Source organism: Brotomerdimonas butyrica, assembly GCF_025567305.1.
Classification (GTDB): domain Bacteria; phylum Bacillota; class Clostridia; order Peptostreptococcales; family Anaerovoracaceae; genus Lentihominibacter; species Lentihominibacter butyricus.
The window spans coordinates 90,735-109,898 of the sequence record NZ_JAOQJP010000003.1 but is presented as its reverse complement, the minus strand read 5'-3'; the positions used below and the strand labels follow the sequence as shown (position 1 = coordinate 109,898).

The window sequence follows — 19,164 nt, the reverse complement described above, 5'->3', positions numbered from 1 at the left end:
AGGAGCAAGAGATGTTTAATAGTTTTGGCAGCAATCGTGTCGTCGAATGCAAGGGGACCGTTCCGACCATCGCCTGGAAACTGGACAACAGTCTGGAGATATCAGACAATGAAATGCTGATAAGAGTGGACACAATAAAACTTGAAGAAAGCAATTTTCGTCAGATGTGTAACGAGTGCGAATACAATAAAGCCAAGATAGGCAGAAAAATACAATATATCGTGAATAAGAGAGGTAAGTTGCACAACCCTGTCACTGACAGCGGTGGTATCTGCAGCGGGAGGATCGTCAGGGCGGGCAGCTCATACAGCAGAAGTGATATCCCGGATAAAGAAACAAGGATAATATGCGCCACATCCCTTACATCTCTGCCGATGTATATAGAGTCCGTGGAAGACGTGGATTTCAATTATTCACTTATCATGGTGAAGGGATATGTCATAGCATTTGAATCCACTATGATCGTACCTCTTCCGAAGGATATAGATACACCACGTGCTCTCTGCATCATGGATGAAATGGGCTCTATGAAAAAGGCATATACGCTTTCCAGACCGGAAAAAAAGATATTTATCCTGGGTGACGGGCTGCTTAATATGCTGTTCTACACAGCTGTTGCCCGCAAGGCAGTCGGCAGAGACGGGTATATCGTAGCTGCCGTATACAAAGGCGCCATGCAGTCTCTCAGCAAGAATGAGATAAAAAGGATACTCGAACCATATGCAGATCATGTTTACTTTACAGATATACTTAAACCACTGGACTGTTATGAATCTTTCAGGCTGGAGGAGCCTGAGCTTTTCGATCTCAGTATAAACTGCGCCAATATGCTGGGTGGTGAAGCCTTAAGTGTCATGCTCACCAAAACCAGAGGGGATATATTATTCACGAGCCTTACAAGCAATTTCAACAGTGTTGCTCTCTTTGCAGAGTCACTGGGCAAAGAGCTCAGACTCACTCCCATCGAGGAATTCTCGTCTGGCTCCTTGGAATTCAATCTTGATTTTGTGCGGGAGATCAAATCCGATATAGACATGATCGATGAGATTTTCAAATCCCACAGGCTCATTAAGCAGCTGCCGATGCGGGTATCTGAACTGAATAATACACAGGACATAGATAACATAGATAAAGTTGAAGGATTTGTTTTCGGAAGCAATAAGACAAAGAAAATCCTCATGGAAGTCATAAACATAGCAGCCTACGACTGCAATGTCATAATCCAGGGAGAGACGGGAACAGGAAAAGAGAAAATTCTGAATCTGATTTACAAAAACAGCATCCGCAAGACAAAGCCGTGTATCAAGATCAACTGTGCCACCATATACGAGAACCTCGCGGAATCCGAGTTTTTCGGATATGAACCCGGAGCTTTCACCGGAGCGGGAGCCAACAGGAAACTGGGATATTTCGAACTTGCCAATGGCGGCATCCTGTTTCTCGATGAGATAGGAGAGCTGTCCCTGAACATGCAGAGCAAGCTTCTGCGTGCTTTGCAGGAAAAGAATTTCTACAGGGTCGGCGGACAGGAACTGGTGGAAGTAGATGTCAGAGTCATATGTGCGAACAATGTAGACCTCAGAACACTTGTCAAAGAGGGTAAATTCCGTGAGGATCTCTACTACAGGCTCAGCGTCTGCGAAATAAAAGTGCCGCCTCTCAGAGAAAGAAATGAAGATATCGCATGCATTGCGGGATATCTGATCAACGAATACAATTTTCAGTACAACACTAGCAAAAGCTTTTCTGCCGACGGCATAGAGGCCCTTGAGAAATACAACTGGCCCGGCAACGTCAGAGAACTGGACAATGTGGTACACAGGCTTGTGGTGAACTGCCAATCTGATCTGCTGACATCCGAAGACGTGACTAACGCAGTCAGCAGCAATCTTTACAAAGAGAATCCTGATATGCCCTCAGAGACAGACACAGCATCACGGCACAGCGGATTAAAATCAACTGTGGGCGAATTTGAAAGAGATATCCTGGCCGCTGCGCTGGAAGAAGGCGGCAGTACAAGGGCTGCTGCCAAAGCTCTTGGCATAAGCCAGTCACAGGTCATGAGAAAAAAGAAGAAGTACAACTTATAGATATACGTCATTTATTATTGAATCATAATATAACTTACATTTAGTATTGCAGAAGCAGCAGGGTCAGAAGTCGATATATGATCCTGCTGCTTTTTTGCTTATTCTGCCCGCCGTAACAAGGATAAGTCACAGCTTTGTTACTTTCACTTACTTCTTATATCTTTCGCTTACAACATAAACAGGACAGCTCCGGTCGTTGTCTTTGGAGCTGCCCTGTTTTAAAGAGTTTGTAGGATAATTTCAGAATGTTATTATGAAATGTTGCTTTTCTTATGCCGGTTCTTCTACATTTTCGCCTGTCTTTTTCTTGTCTTTTTTGACCAGTCTCACTTCTGGTTCCTGCGGCATCCTGAACAGCGGGATGAATCTGTCAAGTCCTGTGAATGTCAGTATCGGCAATGATATAACGGCGATGTACGCCATGAAGTTGTATTTGAGGAAGTCTAAAGCTACGATCTCCATCAGCGGATATACGCCTGCAATGATACCGACATAGAATGCCAGGTATACATGCCAAGGCACCAGCTGTGATCCGAAAACTCCGAATGCGTCACTGAAAGTTGCATTTCTGAGTCTCAGCTTGTACATTGCTTCCTCGCTGCCCTCAACGTTGTCTGCTGTGATATCTCTGATGATAGGCCCAACAGTAACGATCTGAGCCATTTCATCTGCAAGTACAGCATTTCCGAGGAAAGAGAGCAGAGCGTTCCATGTAAGCATATGGCGGACTTTTCTCGAAAATTTGACGATAAAAGCTGCCAGCGGTGCGAAAGCATCCATTTCACGCATTATTCCACCAAAGCCTGCTATCCACATCATCATTACGATTACCCATGAACCTGCATCCGAGAAAGCGTCCATACATGCTTCGAAGAATCCCATCAGGGAGCCTGTCGTTCCGGCGAAGAGACCGAGTATATATGATGATACCAGACCTGAACCTATGCATATGAACGTATTGAATCCTTTAACAGCAGTGATTATTACCAGCAGCAAAGGAATTACCATATAGTATGGAACACCTGCTTCGATCTGGTGAAGCAGATCTATCGCGGCAGGTCGTTCTGCCTCGAGTACTGTCCAGACATTATCAGGGATATTCTGCACTACCTGTGCAGCATCGGCAGCTGTGCCCGGAAGATCCAGTACGAATCCCATCACAGTAAAACATACAGCTGCAAGGAAGAGGCACATCAGAGACCATACCCCCTGATGCCTTACTCTGTGTACTACAGTTACATTATGAATACCGGACGATACTATCATCGCATCCGAGATAAGACCTATGTTGTCTCCAAAGCATGCGCCGCCTGCTATAGCACATACAGTAAGGAGCGGATCGCCGCCTACGATATGGCTGAGCCACATGAATATAGGTGCACATGCAGCAAAAGTTCCCCATGAAGTTCCTGTTGCCACCGAAAGTATAGCAGTACACATGATTCCTACTACAGCGACAGTTTTACCTGTGACACCAAGCAGAAGCGACAGGTTTACAACTGCTGCACCTACGCCTGTGCTCATGAATGCACTTGCCATAGCGTATGCGAACATAAGTATGAACAGTGCTATGAGGATATTGCTCACGCTTTTCATAGCGCTGTCGAGTGAATCCTGCAGCTTGATTTTGCACACGATCCTCGCAATTATAACTGCATATATCGCTGCAAGAGGTGCGGCGATCAATGCATCGACCTTTGAAATCATCAGCCCGGCAAGAAGAAATACCGGGGAAAATTTCAATAGGACGGTAAAGAATGATTTCATAAATTCCTCCTTTTACTTTTTCAATAACACTCTGATTTCTTAAAGATTGCAGAGCTGCTCTCTGCTCCATCCCACATGTATTTAAAGCAATTTATATGCCATATCATGCAAAAAGAACAGACAATGTTCGTCTTTTTCGGGATGGGTCATATGAAAACGTGAAAATCTGTGCCTTCAGAGCCTCTGAAAGAATTTTAAAAGGCATTGATTCTTACTCAGCTATTTCTGTAAAATGTCGGCGAACGGACTCTTATACGGTTCAGGTGAGTCGCATAAGAAAGGATTGAATCGTTTCAGACTCTAGCGAACCGCCTGTTGCGGCTGTTTTCATCAGTCTGAATGCATTATCATGATTTTTGCTGACTTTCGGTATGCAGAAACAGAGTTTTCTGTGACGGCAAAAACATAATAGTTGCGTTGGAAATGATGATGATATTTTTGCCGATGATGTGGTATACTATATAATAGATTAACGTAGTTTTTTGATGCAATTTATGGCGGAGAATAATAGATGCGATATCTTTCAGTTACTGAAATAGCGAAAAAGTGGGATGTGTCAGAGCGCAGTGTTAGAAATTACTGTGCCCAGGGGCGTGTAAATGGTGCGTTTCTTACCGGAAAGACATGGAACATTCCGGAAAACGCAAAAAAACCGGAGCGTACCAACAAAAGAAAAGAAGAACCGATTACTCTGTTGGATATTCTGAAAGAGCAGAAGGCAAGTAAATACTCCGGTGGGATTTACCACAAAACACAGATTGATTTGACATACAATTCCAACCATATAGAAGGAAGCCGCCTGACGCACGATCAAACCAGATATATCTTTGAAACCAACACCATCGGTATAGAAAAAGAAGTGCTGAATGTAGATGACGTGATTGAAACAGCAAATCACTTCCGCTGCATTGATATGATTATTGATCACGCAAAAGCAGCTCTGACGGAAAAGTTCATCAAAGAGCTGCACTTAGTTTTGAAGAACGGCACCAGCGATTCCAGAAAAGACTGGTTTGCTGTTGGCGATTATAAGAAACTTCCGAATGAAGTCGGCGGCATGGATACCGCCCTTCTGGAAGAAGCTGCCGATAAAATGAAGGCCCTGCTGACGGAATATAACGCCAAGGAAGAAAAGACATTTGAGGATATTCTGGACTTCCATGTGAAGTTTGAGCGGATTCATCCGTTCCAGGACGGCAACGGTCGTGTAGGCAGACTCATTATGTTCAAGGAATGCCTGAAATACAATATCGTTCCGTTCATCATTGAGGATAATCTGAAGATGTTCTATTACCGTGGATTGAAGGAATGGGACAATGAAAAAGGATATCTGACCGATACCTGCCTGACCGCACAGGACAAGTATAAAGCGTATTTGGATTATTTTAGGATTGGGTATTAAGCAAGAAGTGAGGTGCAGCTATGTCAGCAGAAAAGAACTGGCAATTTGAGCTTGAAGAATATATCAAACAGGGCGAACCTGGTCAAATCGAAAAGAGTGAAGCGTGGCAGACTGCAATCGGCTTGCAGGCGGTAGACGGTTTGAAGACCTCTGCTTATCTGTTAGATACTGCCAAGGAACATATCGAAGGGAAAATCAGTATTGATGAAGCGCAGAAACGCATTCAGAGCTATTACGAGCAACGTACTGATCGTACGGAAGTTGAGAACGATACCAGGGAGGCAGATATTGTATCTGCAAGAATTGCGAAACTATTAGGCGAGAAAGCGTTTCAGTTTTCACCGGCTGAATGGCTGACGATTCACCGCAGACTGTTTGAGGGTGTGTTTACCAATGCCGGTCAGATTCGCCAGTATAATATTACAAAAAAGGAATGGGTATTAAAAGGCGATACCGTCACCTACGCAGCGTGGAACAGCATCAAAGACACCCTTGATTATGATTTCGCAACGGAGAAACAGTTTTCTTATGAAGGATTGTCTGTAGAACGCTGTGTGAAGCATCTTGCCAAGTTTGCTTCAGATATTTGGCAGATCCATCCATTCTGCGAGGGCAACACCAGAGCTACGGCTGTTTTTATGATTAAGTACATGAAAACATTCGGTTTTAAAGTAAATAACGATGCCTTTGAAAAGAATTCTTGGTATTTCCGCAATGCTTTGGTAAGAGCAAATTATAACGATCTGCAAAACGGCGTTCATGCCACAACAAAGTTCTTGGAATTGTTCTTCAGCAATTTGATTCTGGGGACGGAATATGAGCTAAAAAACAGATATATGCACGTGGACTATGTGGATGATAATTCCCAAAGTATCAGTCCTAAAGTTCCAAAGTCTCAATTTGACACTTTGGAATGTACTTTAGAAGAATTGGCGATCTTGAAACTGCTCTACAAAAATCCTTCCATTAAGCAAAAAGAGCTTGTGGCAGAGACAGGGAAATCTCTTAGCACGGTAAAACGAATTATGGAGTCCTTGCAGAAAAAGGATTATATCCGTAGAGTGGACGGAAAAAGATATGGAAAATGGGAAGTGCTGATTTAAAAATAGCCGATATGGAGAAAATATATGACTAACAAACAGTTGAAAAATTTGAAAGATACATTATGGACGACCGCCGATCAGCTACGTGCTAATTCTGGTTTGAAGTCCACCGAATACGCCGAACCTATTCTCGGTCTGATTTTCCTGCGATTTGCAGATGTAAAATATAGCAAGTTCGAACCCGAGATCAAGGCAGAGTTTGATTCTATCAAGGGTACTCGTATGGAACGCCCTATCCACGAAATTGCTATTGAAAAATGCGGTTTCTATTTGCCGGAAGAAGCCAGATATGATTGGCTGTTGAATTTGCCAGAAAGCGAAGATCTTGCCAAGAAGGTTAAGGAAGCTATGGAAGCGGTTGAGAAATACACCGCCGAATTGGAAGATACTCTGCCAAAAGATATTTATTACAGCGTTAACAGCGAAGATGATCCGCTCGTATTGGCAAAGCTCTTGAAGAACTTCAAGGACATTCCTGCTGATGTGGAACTGGACATCTTCGGCGAGATATACGAATACTTCCTGGGCGAATTTGCGCTGGCCGAAGGTCAGGGCGGCGGTGAATTCTTCACCCCTGCGTCTGTTGTCCGTTATATGGTTGAAGTCCTTGCGCCTACTGAGGGTAGGATTCTCGACCCAGCCTGTGGTAGTGGCGGTATGTTCGTTCAGACTGCCCATTATATTGAAAAGCACAAGGCTCAGGGCAAACAGATGAATCTGCGTGCTTATGGCGTGGAAAAGACGGGCGCAACCGTTCGCCTAGCAAAGATGAACCTTGTCCTTAACAATGTCCGTGGCACCATTGCCCACGCAAACTCCTATTACCGTGATCCTTATGGTAGCTTCGGTAATTTTGATTATGTTATGGCAAACCCGCCTTTCAATGTAGACGGCGTAGAACTGGATCAAGTTAAGGATCAGCCTCGTTTTAATACCTACGGTGTTCCTCAAAACAAAACCAAGAATAAAAAGAAAGATGCCAAGGAAACCGTTCCTAACGGCAACTACCTTTGGATCAATCAATTTGCAACGGCGCTGAATGATACCGGTCGTGCTGCTCTGGTTATGGCAAACTCTGCATCTGATGCAGGTAACAGCGAAAAGGATATTCGTGTAAAGCTGATAGAAAGCGGCATTATCAGCCAGATGGTAACGCTGCCGTCCAATATGTTTACCTCTGTTACGCTGCCTGCTACCCTGTGGTTCTTTGATAAGGCGAAAGTAAAGAAGGACGAAATTCTGTTTATTGATGCCAGAAATATTTTTACTCAAATTGATCGTGCGCACCGTAAGTTCTCTGACGAACAGATTCGAAATCTCGGCATCATTACCAAACTGTATGAGGGCAAGACTGAGGACTTTGAAGCTCTGTTAGCTGATTATCGTGCAAAATTAGCAGCTGCGCCGGAACTATCTGACGATGAAGATATTATGCCTAAAAGTTACTGGCAGGCTAATATTGATTGGCTGACAGAACGCTTCCCGGAAGGAAAATACAGAGATGTTGTCGGCCTATGCAAGGCAGCAACCATTGGCAAAGTTTATGATGAAAACGGAAAGTTTGTTGGCTACGAAGATGACAGCATCGGCGATCAGGACTTTTCTCTGAATCCCGGTCGTTATGTTGGTGTTGTGATCGAGGATGACGGCTTAACACAGGACGAGTTCAAGGAGCGGATGATGACATATTACACGGCTCTTTCCAAGTTGAACGAAGAAGCGCATGGATTGGAGAGTAAAATTGCCGCCAATTTACAGGAGTTGTTTCAATGAGCCAAATAAAAAAGAAACACATTCGATCTAAAACAATTTGGCAGATATTTATGATGTTCCTTGAGATTGCTGTTATAGTTGGTGGTTTGACTTTGGGAAGCAGTCTGTTATGGGAATTTGAATCGGGACTGGATATTTTAGAACGAGTTGGCTTGTTCTACGGTTTTTATCAGATTCTTACCTATATCATTCTGTCGAACCTGAATGATATAAAAGCAGACGAATTTCTTGCACTGAAGAATACTGCATCTATTGCGTTGAAAGCCTGCGAATATAACGATGAAGCTTGGAAAGATATTGCCAAAGACCAGATTGATAAGCAGTTAGATAGTGGCGTTTTCAATGATATGCTTGTGCGCAAAAACTATGGTGTTCTTAAACAGTGTATAGACGAGAACGCAATAAAAAACATTGAATATATGATTATCTGGGCAGAGCATTGCGCCGAAGAAAGTCGGTTGCTTTGGAGATTTTCGTTCCTGCTCAGATTGGTTAAATAATGGAAAGGAGGCGGAGAAAAATGAGTAAATGGGAAGAACAAAAATTTGGAGATTTATATCTCATCCCGTCTCGAAATGGACTGACCCGTCCGAGTTCAGTGCGTGGTGCAGGTTATAAGTTTATCAATATGGGCGAGATTTTTGCTTATAATCGCATTGGGAATATTGAAACAGAATTGGTTCAACTGAACGAAAAGGAAAAGGAAGAAATGACTTTGCAGAAGAATGATCTTCTATTTGCAAGACAATCTCTTGTTTTTACTGGTGCTGGAAAATGTTCAATTATGTTAGATTTAGAGGATGTTGTTTCTTTTGAATCCCACATTATAAGAGTTAGATTAAACCCCGAAATAGCCAATCCAGTGTTTTTTTATTATTATTTCTCATTGCCGTATAATTCTGTAAAAACAATCGTGCAGCAATGCGCACAAGCGGGTATTCGTGGTAGCGATTTGGAAAAGATTAAAGTTCCTTGTCCTCATATTGAAATTCAAAACCAGATTGCAGATGTTTTATCTGCTTATGACGATCTAATTGACGCAAACAACCGTAGAATTGAGCTGTTGGAGCAGACAGCGCAGGAACTGTACAAGGAATGGTTTGTCCGTTTCCGCTTCCCCGGGTATGAAAATGTCCAGTTTGAAGATGGAATACCAGAGGGATGGAGCTATGTACGTTTTGGAAAAGCAATCGATATTATCGACGGTGATCGAGGTGTGAACTACCCAAAACAGGAAGAGTTTTATCCTGAGGGAGATTGCTTGTTCCTAAATGCAGGCAATGTTACGTCAAAGGGCTTTAATTTTTCGGCTTGCTCCTACATTACCAAAGAAAAAGATTCTATTCTTCGTAAGGGCAAATTGCAGCATGGGGACGTTGTACTTACAACCAGAGGTACAGTTGGTAATGTTGCTTTTTACAACGAAACTATGACGTTTTCTGAAATGCGCATCAATTCTGGTATGGTTATTCTGCGCAATCTGGGCGTAGTTTCTCCGGAGTACATCTACACTTCACTTCATCACGAGTATCTACAGAAACTTATGACTATGTATGCGTCTGGTTCTGCTCAGCCACAACTACCAATAAAGGATATGAAACGTATGAAGATTATCAAACCCGATGCAAAGACGATGGAGCGTTTTACAGAAATGAGTGCTGATATTTACAATCAGATTTCTCTGCTCATTATGAAAAATCAAACTCTCGCCAAGCAGCGTGATATGTTGTTACCTCGTTTGATGAACGGCAAATTGGAGGTGTAAGTATGAAAACTTTAAGAATAAAATTTCCTCATAATGAGGAGCAAGAACTCGAGTTTGGAAAGCCTGTTGTTTTATTGGGCGCAAATGGTGCTGGTAAAACAAGATTTAGCATCAAAATTGAAGAATTGAACGATCCGACTTTTAATAATTGGAATGCCCAAGAGTCTGTGCTGATACATAGAATTTCTGCCCAAAAATCATTATCTATCCAAGAAAGTATTTCAATTTTAGATCATGAAAGTTCCGTGCGCAGTTTCTTTATAGGGGATGCCAATCAATATGCTACTAAATCTGGAAATCGTTTTGGTTCAAATCCCGCTACATTTCTGTTAGATGATTTCAACAAAGCATTATCGCTTCTGTTTTCTGAGGAAAATAAAGAATTACAGTTAGCACATCAACGAGATAAAGAGGCAATAAAAGAAAACTCAACACGTCCTGAGCCAATTACAACGGTAGTTGAAAAAGCAACGGAGATTTGGAATGAGTTACTTCCGCATAGAAAAATTGATTTGACCGGAAATGGTGTTCATGTAAACTATGAGAGCCAAAGATACCACGGTAAAGAAATGAGCGATGGAGAACGTGTCATGCTGTACATGATTTGTCAGGTCTTGGTACAGCGCCCAAACACATTGCTTATTGTTGATGAACCTGAACTTCATATCCATAAATCTATCGTTGATAAATTATGGACACGGTTGGAATCCGAGCGAAATGACTGTGTATTTATGTACATCACTCATGACCTAAATTTTGCCTTGTCCAGAAACGAGGCTAAAATACTTTGGGTTAAGAGTTACAGTGGGACTGATTGGGAATATGAGTTCCTGGATAGCGCTGACTACGAGGACATTCCAGAAGATTTGTTGTATGAAATAATAGGTACTCGCCAAAAAGTGCTTTTTGTGGAGGGAACTAAGAACAGTTACGATCATTATCTTTATCAAGAAATTTACAAAGACAAAGGATATCATGTTATTCCGTGCGGTGGTTGCCAAGAGGTAATTCGATTGGTAAAAGCAAAACGCACATATGAAAAATTAAATGCAATAAATGTATATGGAATTGTAGACCGAGATTTCAGAACAGAAGATGAAATATCAGCATTACGTGGTGATGGGATTTATTGTCTTGATGTTGCCGAAGTGGAGAATTTATTCGTAGTGCCAGAACTGCTTGATATTATGGAGACCGCATTGGCGTGTAATCCTGGAGCAGCACAACAAGCAAAAGATTTTATTGGCAATCTGTTCTCCCAAAATAAAGATAATCAAGTTGCACTCGCTTTGGCACAAGAAATGAAACATCAGCTGTCATTGTTTGAATTGGGAAAACAGAAACTGACTCCTAAAGAAATTAAGGATAAGATTGACCTGAAATATTCGGAACAGAATATTTCGACATTCCTTACTGAGAAACAGGCGATTTTTGATGGGGCAGATACAACCGAAAAGATTCTTGCTGTGTTCAATTTTAAGGATATGTCAAAGAAGGTTGGAGAAAAATTTGGCATCAAAGGTCGTGACTATCCACAAAGGGTATTAAATCTGCTACGCAGTAAGCGTAGTGAAAAAGAAGCCATTTTGGAAGCTTTGGGTAAATATACGCCTGAGCTCCCCTAAAAAACTGGAGGTGATTCTATGCCGAAAATCATAACGGAAGATATGATTGAGCAAGCTGCTATTAAGGCTTTGCAGGAGCGGCATAATTATACTGTTCTGAATTGTATGACAGAAGAGCCGGATACACTTCCTGACGGAACTGGACGTAAAGATAAGAAGCAAGTTGTTCTGCCGGATGTGATGTTGGAGAGCCTGTGCCGGATCAATCCGGATATTCCGGAACAAATCGTTCGTACGGTGGTGGACGAGTTGTGTCATACTCCTGTTTCCGGAGATTTAATGTTGACCAATTGCCAGAACTATCAGAAGATCCGTAACGGTATCACTGTGGAATACAACAAGGAGGGCAAGAAAACCTCTAATATTCTCTGTCTGTTATCCTATAACGATGCTTTGAGCAATACATTTACGGTAGCTTCTCAAATGTGGATCAAAGGAGAAACGCATTGGCGCAGACCAGATCTGATTATCTTCATCAATGGATTTCCGCTGGTTTTCATTGAACTGAAAAACAGCAATATCCCAGTAAAGAATGCCTATGACATCAATCTGAAGAATTATTTGAAGGATATACCGTATCTATTCAACTACAACCAGATTTGTGTTCTGTCTAACGGTATGGAAACTCGTCTGGGAAGCTTTGCCGCAGGGTATGAGTTTTTCTTTGAATGGCTGAAGGTGGAGAACGAAAAGGAAAACCCGGACAGAAAAGCCATCCGAGAGAGCTGCACCAGTTTGGAGTATTTTATTGCTGGTCTTTGTGAACCGAAAAATCTGCTGGATTACATAGAAAACTTCATTCTTTACGATCGCCGCAGAACAAAGATCATTGCAAAGAATCATCAGTTCTTTGGCGTGAACAATGCCTACAATGCTTTCCTGCGTCGTGAGGAATTGAAGGGTAAGCTGGGTGTGTTCTGGCATACCCAAGGTAGCGGTAAGAGCTATTCCATGGTTATGCTTGCACGTAAGATCAAGCATAAATGCACCGGCAATTTTACCTTTCTTATCGTTACAGACCGTGAAGATTTGGATACGCAGATCTATAAAAACTTCCTGCGTACAGAGTTCATTACGGATAAGGATAAGGTGCAGCCTGCGAATAGTAAGCAGTTGCGTGAAGAATTGAAAACCAATAAGTCTATTCTGTTTACGCTGATTCATAAGTTTAGATATGACAAGGGAAAGAAATATCCTGTCTTGTTTGAGCGTGATGACATCATTGTTATCGTTGATGAAGCCCATCGTACGCAGTATAAGGATTTGGCGGAGAATATGCGCACCGGCTTGCCGAACGCACAGTTCCTGGCATTTACAGGGACACCTCTGCTTGGAGCAAAGCGACTGACCAATGCGTGGTTTGGTGATTATGTCAGCGAATATAATTTTGCAGAATCTATCAAAGATAACGCTACCGTACCGCTCTACTATGTGAAGCGTGTACCTGAAGTAGAGTTGCAGAACGATTTCCTTGATTCTGATTTTGCGGAAATTTTGGAAGAAGAAAATCTGACGGATGCAGAGCAGCGTCGATTGGAAAATCACTATGCAAGGGAATTGGAAGTCATTAAGCGTGATGACCGACTGGATGCTATTGCTCAGCATATTGTTTACCATTTCCCTCGCCGTGGTTTCCGAGGAAAGGGTATGGTTATTTCCGTAGACAAGTTTACTGCCGTGAGGATGTACGATAAAGTAAGCTACTACTGGAAAGAAGAAATTAAAAAGTTAAATGCACAGATCACCAAAACCAAGGATGCTACTGAAAAGCTTCATCTGAAAGGTCTGGTAGATTATATGCGCAAAGTGGAAATGGCTGTTGTCATCAGTGAAGATGCCGACGAAGAAGCTAAATTTGCAGCAGAAGGATTATCCATAAAACCGCATCGGGACCGTATGAACAAGGTTGATGAAAATGGTTTTGACATCGAGGATAACTTCAAAGACCCGAACAATCCGTTACAATTGGTTTTTGTCTGCGCTATGTGGCTAACAGGATTTGATGCACCGTCTGTCTCTACCTTGTATTTGGATAAGCCGATGAAAGGTCATACGCTGATGCAGACCATTGCCCGTGCCAACCGTGTATATAACGGCAAGGAATGTGGTTTAATCATCGACTATTTGGATGTGTTCAAGTATCTGAAACGTGCTCTGGCTGAATATGCGTCTGATGACGGTGGCTTAATGCCAGTAAAAGACGTGGACAAGCTTTTGGGGCAGCTGCACGAAGCAATCGACCTGACCAAAACTTTCTGCATGAGTCATGACGTAGATCTAAATAAGGTTGTTGAAGACGGCGATACATTCAAGAATTTGTCTCTGTTTGAGGATTATGCAAATACCATCGTTGGCAATGATGATGTGAAGAATGAGTTTGCTGTAATGGCAAATACCGTTGATGGTCTGTACGAATCCCTACGACCGGATATTTTTAAGATGGATTTTGAGCCTGCATACAAAGATGCCATCCTCTATCTGAAGGGAATCATTGATGGCAAAATCCGTCCGGAAAAGATTGAAGCAGCACAAGCCAGAATCAACGAACTGTTAGATCAGAGTGTTATTACCGCAGCGGATGCAAGAAAATATACCATCACAGGAGCAGGCAAAGAACTTGATTTATCCAAACTGGATATTGATGAACTCCGATCTCAATTCAAAAGGCTGAAGAATAAGAATCTTGAAATTGCAAATCTTCGTAAATACATCGAAGAAAAGCTTCAGAAAATGCTGCGACGCAACATAACCCGTACAAAATTTGCGGAGCGTTTTAGAAACATCATTGACGAGTACAACGCTGGTGGATCTCAAAACGATGATTTTTATGAGAAACTTCTGAAATTGATGGAAGAACTTCGTGCCGAAGAAGAACGTCATATTAAGGAAGAATTGTCGGAGGCTGAATTGGAGTTGTTTGACCTTCTTAGAAAAGAGCAGCTTACTGTCGATGAAGAAAAACGTGTGAAGTTGGCAGCAAAAGAACTTTATAACACACTTACAGAGAAGCGAAAAGAGTTATTCATTGTTGGATGGCAAAACGATCCGCAGCCGAAGGAACGAGTGAAGGGTGAGATTGTCTATATCCTGACTACACCACTTGGTGGTGTAGTTACATAGATTTATAGAGACTTATGAAAAAATGAAGAAAAACCGAAAACCCGAAAACCCCTGTAATATCAGTGTTTTTGAGGCTTATGGAGGAATATAGAGATTATGATAAAAGTGCTTTTCATCTGCCACGGCAATGTTTAATGCAGGCTGTGAAAGCCTTGATTTTGTTGGATTTCTTGTATGGAAACGTAGAATTTATACCTTATTTACACCTTTGGAAGATCGGATCGGAATAATAGAGAAAATGAAGAACTAGATTAAACTAACAGAGAGCGGCTTTGGCATATTGGAAATATATAAAATCTTTTACAAAAATAAGCTTGACAGTGACATAGAAAGCTGTATAATTACATTAACAGAACCCACCACGCCTCTGATTTTTCATGCGCAACCCGGTGGGACTTTCTTATTTATGGGGTGTTTTATGTAACAATATCCAAAGCAAATATTAACAATAGAACAACAGGTGCAATCTTATGTAGATGCAGGAATGAAGATTACATCTCAAGAAGATGTAGAGAAGGCATTAAAGTCAATTGGATTTTATCGTTTGAGAGGCTACTCGTTTCAATTATATGATAATGATGCAAAGAAGTATGTTCCGGGAACAAAGTTTGAAGATATTATAAAATTGTATCAATTTGATCAGGAATTATCAGCGTTGGTTTTTTCAATGATTTCTAAGATTGAGGTTGCTTTGAGAGTGCGATTGGTGGAAGCATTGCTTATACACGGAGAACCACTTGTTTTGCAAGATTCATCGATTTTTAAAGAGGAAAAACGTTATTGGCAGAATATGGCTAGTGTAGCGTCAGAAATTGCTCGCTCTAATGATGTGTTTATCAAACATAATTTTGACAATCATGATGGAGAAGTACCTGTATGGGCGGCCGTTGAAGTTCTTTCATTCGGTACATTATCGAAAATAATTAAGAATTTGAAAACAGGCACTGGAAGTTCATATTCTATATTAGCGGCCAATTACCAATATAAATCGAAAAAAGGAAATTGGGTAACTCCGTCACAGAAAATGCTTGCTTCATGGATACAGGGTGTTTCAGTATTGCGTAATATGTGTGCTCATAATTCCAGAATTTATAATCGTACAATTCATACGACACCGGAAATTCTGGATGTAGATAAAATTACGCCGCCACCAGCGCATAATGGCTTGTATTAAATCTTACTGGCGATGAAGTATCTGCGTTCATCTGATGAGGAGTGGACAGTATTTGTAAATTCATTCGATAGGATGATTCAAAATAATCATGGTGTGATCAGTCTCGTAGAGATGAATCTTCCAGCAGATTGGAAAGAACATTTAAGTGTATAAATGCTGTGGAATTGCATAAAATAATAAAGCAGACCTAACCAAGCATCATGCTCAAACCGGTTAGGCTTTCGGCGGAGTGTTACGATAAGCACTTCGCCATTTTTATTTTGATGACGAACCTTTATAGGAGGCTGTCGCTTTAGCGAATGAATTTTCGTGAAGCGGCAGCTTCCGTTTTGCTGTTTTAAGGATAAAATCCATCAAAAAACGCGAGAGTATATTAAAATTAAAAATATAGCCATGATGAAAAATATAGTATAGTTATGATGTATTAGATTACATGCGAGGTTATGCAACAATGATAAAAATATTATTCATCTGCCACGGCACTCCAGTTTTACTATAATTTAGACCTTCGTGTACTGGGGCATATTGGGGCGATATTCGCCGGAAGGCTTTGAAATTACTACGTTTTCTACTACTAAGGCACATATCTATAATGCTGTGATTTGCAAAGATTTGCGGGATATTTCTTAGTAGTAATGGACTACTTAGAGGCTTTACTGGGATGATTTGAGTATAACTCACGATCGCTGTGTACATTGAATAATCGCCTGAAATATGATATTATATCCATATAATAATTTTGGAGGCGGTTATGAGTTATAAAACTACCGATGCACTGATGCGTCATCTCCGAGATAATGGCATAGCCATCTCGGGAAGTAGACATAAAAGAGAACTTATTAATACTGGATATTTTCATGGATATAAGGGATATCGTTTTTTTAAGAATGCAAGTAATCAATTACCTTTTCAAAACTATGATGAGGTATATGCAACGATTCAATATGATTCTAAGCTGAAGAGTCTTTTGTACAGTAAAATGATGTTTATTGAGACTGCTGTTAAAAATATTGCGCTTGAAGAAATTCTGATCAACGCAAATTCTGAGAGCATTCAGGTGATGTATGATAAGGTAGTCAGCAGTTATAGAAATGCTCCGGCATCTGCATCACTGGAGCAAAAGAAGAAACTGCAGCAGAATAAGCTGAATCTTCAAAATTCAATACAGGCTAGCCTTGCAAACGCATATCGGAAGAATAATCCAAAGATTACACATTTTTATAATAATGCCAGCCAAGCAGGAGTACCTATTTGGGCACTGTTTGAAATAATGACACTAGGAGATTTCGGATATCTCTTATCATGTTTGACATATGATGTTCGAGATGATATTTCAAAGCGTCTTGGGTTAAATGTTTCGGCGGATACAGACAGACAGCTCATTTACAAATACATTTATACTTTAAAAGACTTACGCAATGCTATCGCACATAATTCTGTGGTTTTTGATACAAGATTCAATAATAATGAACCGACGAGAGCAATGAAGACCTGCCTTAAAAATGAAATCGGTCTGCCATATGTAAACTTCAAAACCATAGGAGATTATATCATCCTAATGTGCTACTATCTGAAATTATTAAAGGTGTCTAAAACAGAAATCAAGGCATTCATCAGAGAGTTTGAGAAAATCACGGATGAATATAGGGTTTCTGTAAATACAGCTGTTGTTACAATGGTGATTCATCCAGATTTGAGTTCCAGAATACAGGCACTGAAAAATTATGTGTAATGCTTGCATTTTTTTGTGGCAAGTGGTATATTATAGATACTAATTGGGGTATGCATTCGAGGATGCATACTTGAGGGAGTCGGGTGACCGGCTCCCTTTTTGAATCCTTATTGTTTAATATCTAGCTTGTATTCGTTATTGATTGATTTGATATTAAGGTAATCGCCTATACACCCATTTAATCGCTGATGACTAAGAATAGTTTTCTCGTTGACGATGCCATCTTCATTTTCAACAGTACAGGTGTAAAATCTGAAGTTTGTTAATTCTAATAAAACATTTACACTGAGGTAATTATGTTTTATTGCCAAGAAGCCTAATGACAAAAAGAAAATAAGAAATAGGATTACTTGGCTCCACTGAGTAAAGTCAAATGCAAATAACGGCAGAATATACGAGAGCAAATATTCTGCAGTAATAGATTTCTCTTCTACGGCTGATAATAGGTGCTGCTTTTGAGTCCCCTCAGTGGTATTTACGCATAATGTTACAAAAAGAACAAAAATGCAGATGAGCATGAAACCCAGAATGCAGCTTATGCTAATTATCTCGGTCCATAAATTATCTGTATTCTCGATGCAACTCTTTATGTCGATAAAAAGGATTGATATCCAAAGTGGCAAAAATGATGTGAAATATAGGCTGAAAGAAAATATTTTCGACATTCAGTTCTCCCTTCTTGCTTACTCCCATTTTTTTGAACCAGCAACTTCCATAGGATTATCATCAAACGGATCGATCATACCACGGTCACATAAAAGCTTAACAAGTTTATCGGATGCCTCTGGTTGTGTGGTATCAAATTGATCACCAATCATCGGAATGCCAAATTTTTTGCTCATTTTTTTACGACTGTTAGCATTGCGTAGTTTTTGAAGGTGACTATCATTGAAAGAAACAAATTTTCGAGGGTTATGTCCTCTCCCAGCTACAGCACAAAAAGAATCAAAATCATTGACAATATCATATGCTTGAATATCTAGAATTTTACTTTCACAGGTGGCCTTATATGCTCGTTCCATATTAAATAGATTTTCGCCTGCAAGAGTGAGCATGTAAATCACATCATCGAGAATGACTACATCAATAGAAGTTCTAAGCGAAATCACTTTATCAGTAATCTCCTTAAAAGTACCGCTAGCATGTAGAAACTTGTGTTTTAGTGTAGTTATTGGATTCTGCATAGAAATCAGTTTTACCACATGTGGTTCATTTTCAATTTGGATCGATCCAGAAATTAAATACGCCTGAGCCTTAAAATCTAAAGGATTTATTTCAGCATCAGGGGAAGCTATAGCCTCAATAAGAATTGTGTACTCCGTAGCGATTAAGTCATTATCTTTCTCAAGTCTGTATATAGTTTTGTCAATTGTAGATCCATCGTAATCACGGATATCTTGATATTTTTGTAAGACACCCTTTTCTGCATCATTATATCTTGAGGATATTTCAGAAACAAAAGAATCCAATGTGCCCACAGGGGAGAGAGTAACCTCTCTCCCGGTATATGTTGTTCCATCTCTTTTTGAAGTTTTTACCTGCAATAATTGCAAAGACCAATTTCTGCAGGTTGCAGTATTTGCAAATACTGCTCGGATTTTTTCTATAGACAC

The 19,164-nt window shown here is 40.7% G+C and carries 12 protein-coding genes; 10 read left to right on the top strand and 2 right to left on the bottom strand.

Features of this window, described 5'->3' with window-relative positions; all coding sequences use genetic code 11:
- The first annotated feature begins 11 nt into the window (after positions 1 to 11).
- On the top strand, positions 12 to 2,090 hold the full coding sequence (locus tag OCV59_RS03255; protein ID WP_147593081.1) for a sigma 54-interacting transcriptional regulator: 2,079 nt from the start codon (positions 12 to 14) through the stop codon (positions 2,088 to 2,090).
- Positions 2,091 to 2,360: 270 nt separating this feature from the next.
- On the opposite strand, the gene OCV59_RS03250 is transcribed toward OCV59_RS03255, so the two are convergent.
- The gene (locus OCV59_RS03250; RefSeq protein WP_147593080.1) at positions 2,361 to 3,857 is read right to left on the bottom strand and encodes a Na+/H+ antiporter NhaC family protein; all 1,497 of its coding nucleotides are present in this window, start codon (positions 3,855 to 3,857) and stop codon (positions 2,361 to 2,363) included.
- 511 nt (positions 3,858 to 4,368) lie between these two features.
- Between OCV59_RS03250 and OCV59_RS03245 the strand changes: the two genes are divergently transcribed.
- The 9 genes from OCV59_RS03245 (at position 4,369) to OCV59_RS03205 (ending at position 17,551) form a co-directional block, all read left to right on the top strand.
- Positions 4,369 to 5,259, top strand: a complete 891-nt coding sequence (locus OCV59_RS03245) for a Fic family protein (RefSeq protein ID WP_147593079.1) — start codon at positions 4,369 to 4,371, stop codon at positions 5,257 to 5,259.
- Between the two features lie 20 nt (positions 5,260 to 5,279).
- Positions 5,280 to 6,362 carry a winged helix-turn-helix transcriptional regulator gene (locus tag OCV59_RS03240; protein WP_147593078.1) on the top strand — a complete coding sequence of 361 codons (1,083 nt, stop codon included), beginning with the start codon at positions 5,280 to 5,282 and terminating at the stop codon, positions 6,360 to 6,362.
- A gap of 24 nt (positions 6,363 to 6,386) precedes the next feature.
- A complete protein-coding gene (locus OCV59_RS03235; RefSeq protein WP_147593077.1) occupies positions 6,387 to 8,135 on the top strand; it encodes a type I restriction-modification system subunit M in 1,749 nt (582 codons plus the stop codon).
- Complete coding sequence (locus OCV59_RS03230; protein ID WP_147593076.1) at positions 8,132 to 8,635, top strand: hypothetical protein; 504 nt, start codon at positions 8,132 to 8,134, stop codon at positions 8,633 to 8,635. The genes OCV59_RS03235 and OCV59_RS03230 overlap by 4 nt, the downstream gene beginning before the upstream one ends.
- Before the next feature lie 20 nt (positions 8,636 to 8,655).
- Positions 8,656 to 9,900 carry a restriction endonuclease subunit S gene (locus tag OCV59_RS03225; RefSeq protein WP_262584084.1) on the top strand — a complete coding sequence of 415 codons (1,245 nt, stop codon included), beginning with the start codon at positions 8,656 to 8,658 and terminating at the stop codon, positions 9,898 to 9,900.
- A 2-nt stretch (positions 9,901 to 9,902) separates the two neighbouring features.
- The gene (locus OCV59_RS03220; protein ID WP_147593074.1) at positions 9,903 to 11,525 is read left to right on the top strand and encodes a DUF4435 domain-containing protein; all 1,623 of its coding nucleotides are present in this window, start codon (positions 9,903 to 9,905) and stop codon (positions 11,523 to 11,525) included.
- A gap of 18 nt (positions 11,526 to 11,543) precedes the next feature.
- Positions 11,544 to 14,645: a type I restriction endonuclease subunit R gene (locus OCV59_RS03215; protein ID WP_147593073.1), complete on the top strand. Its 3,102-nt coding sequence runs from the start codon at positions 11,544 to 11,546 to the stop codon at positions 14,643 to 14,645.
- A 484-nt stretch (positions 14,646 to 15,129) separates the two neighbouring features.
- Complete coding sequence (locus OCV59_RS03210) at positions 15,130 to 15,819, top strand: Abi family protein (RefSeq protein WP_262584083.1); 690 nt, start codon at positions 15,130 to 15,132, stop codon at positions 15,817 to 15,819.
- A gap of 751 nt (positions 15,820 to 16,570) precedes the next feature.
- Positions 16,571 to 17,551 carry an Abi family protein gene (locus OCV59_RS03205; protein ID WP_147593072.1) on the top strand — a complete coding sequence of 327 codons (981 nt, stop codon included), beginning with the start codon at positions 16,571 to 16,573 and terminating at the stop codon, positions 17,549 to 17,551.
- 683 nt (positions 17,552 to 18,234) lie between these two features.
- Here OCV59_RS03205 and OCV59_RS03200 read toward each other — a convergent pair.
- Complete coding sequence (locus tag OCV59_RS03200) at positions 18,235 to 19,164, bottom strand: Kiwa anti-phage protein KwaB-like domain-containing protein (protein WP_147593070.1); 930 nt, start codon at positions 19,162 to 19,164, stop codon at positions 18,235 to 18,237.

What these genes read in the sequence shown, in the direction of transcription:
- OCV59_RS03255 (WP_147593081.1), top strand. Translation starts at nt 12, where the DNA reads ATGTTTAATAGTTTTGGCAGCAATCGTGTCGTCGAATGCAAGGGGACC.
- OCV59_RS03215 (WP_147593073.1), top strand. Translation starts at nt 11,544, where the DNA reads ATGCCGAAAATCATAACGGAAGATATGATTGAGCAAGCTGCTATTAAG.
- OCV59_RS03210 (WP_262584083.1), top strand. Translation starts at nt 15,130, where the DNA reads ATGAAGATTACATCTCAAGAAGATGTAGAGAAGGCATTAAAGTCAATT.
- OCV59_RS03225 (WP_262584084.1), top strand. Translation starts at nt 8,656, where the DNA reads ATGAGTAAATGGGAAGAACAAAAATTTGGAGATTTATATCTCATCCCG.
- OCV59_RS03240 (WP_147593078.1), top strand. Translation starts at nt 5,280, where the DNA reads ATGTCAGCAGAAAAGAACTGGCAATTTGAGCTTGAAGAATATATCAAA.
- OCV59_RS03220 (WP_147593074.1), top strand. Translation starts at nt 9,903, where the DNA reads ATGAAAACTTTAAGAATAAAATTTCCTCATAATGAGGAGCAAGAACTC.
- OCV59_RS03230 (WP_147593076.1), top strand. Translation starts at nt 8,132, where the DNA reads ATGAGCCAAATAAAAAAGAAACACATTCGATCTAAAACAATTTGGCAG.
- OCV59_RS03245 (WP_147593079.1), top strand. Translation starts at nt 4,369, where the DNA reads ATGCGATATCTTTCAGTTACTGAAATAGCGAAAAAGTGGGATGTGTCA.
- OCV59_RS03235 (WP_147593077.1), top strand. Translation starts at nt 6,387, where the DNA reads ATGACTAACAAACAGTTGAAAAATTTGAAAGATACATTATGGACGACC.
- OCV59_RS03205 (WP_147593072.1), top strand. Translation starts at nt 16,571, where the DNA reads ATGAGTTATAAAACTACCGATGCACTGATGCGTCATCTCCGAGATAAT.
- OCV59_RS03250 (WP_147593080.1), bottom strand. Translation starts at nt 3,857, where the DNA reads ATGAAATCATTCTTTACCGTCCTATTGAAATTTTCCCCGGTATTTCTT.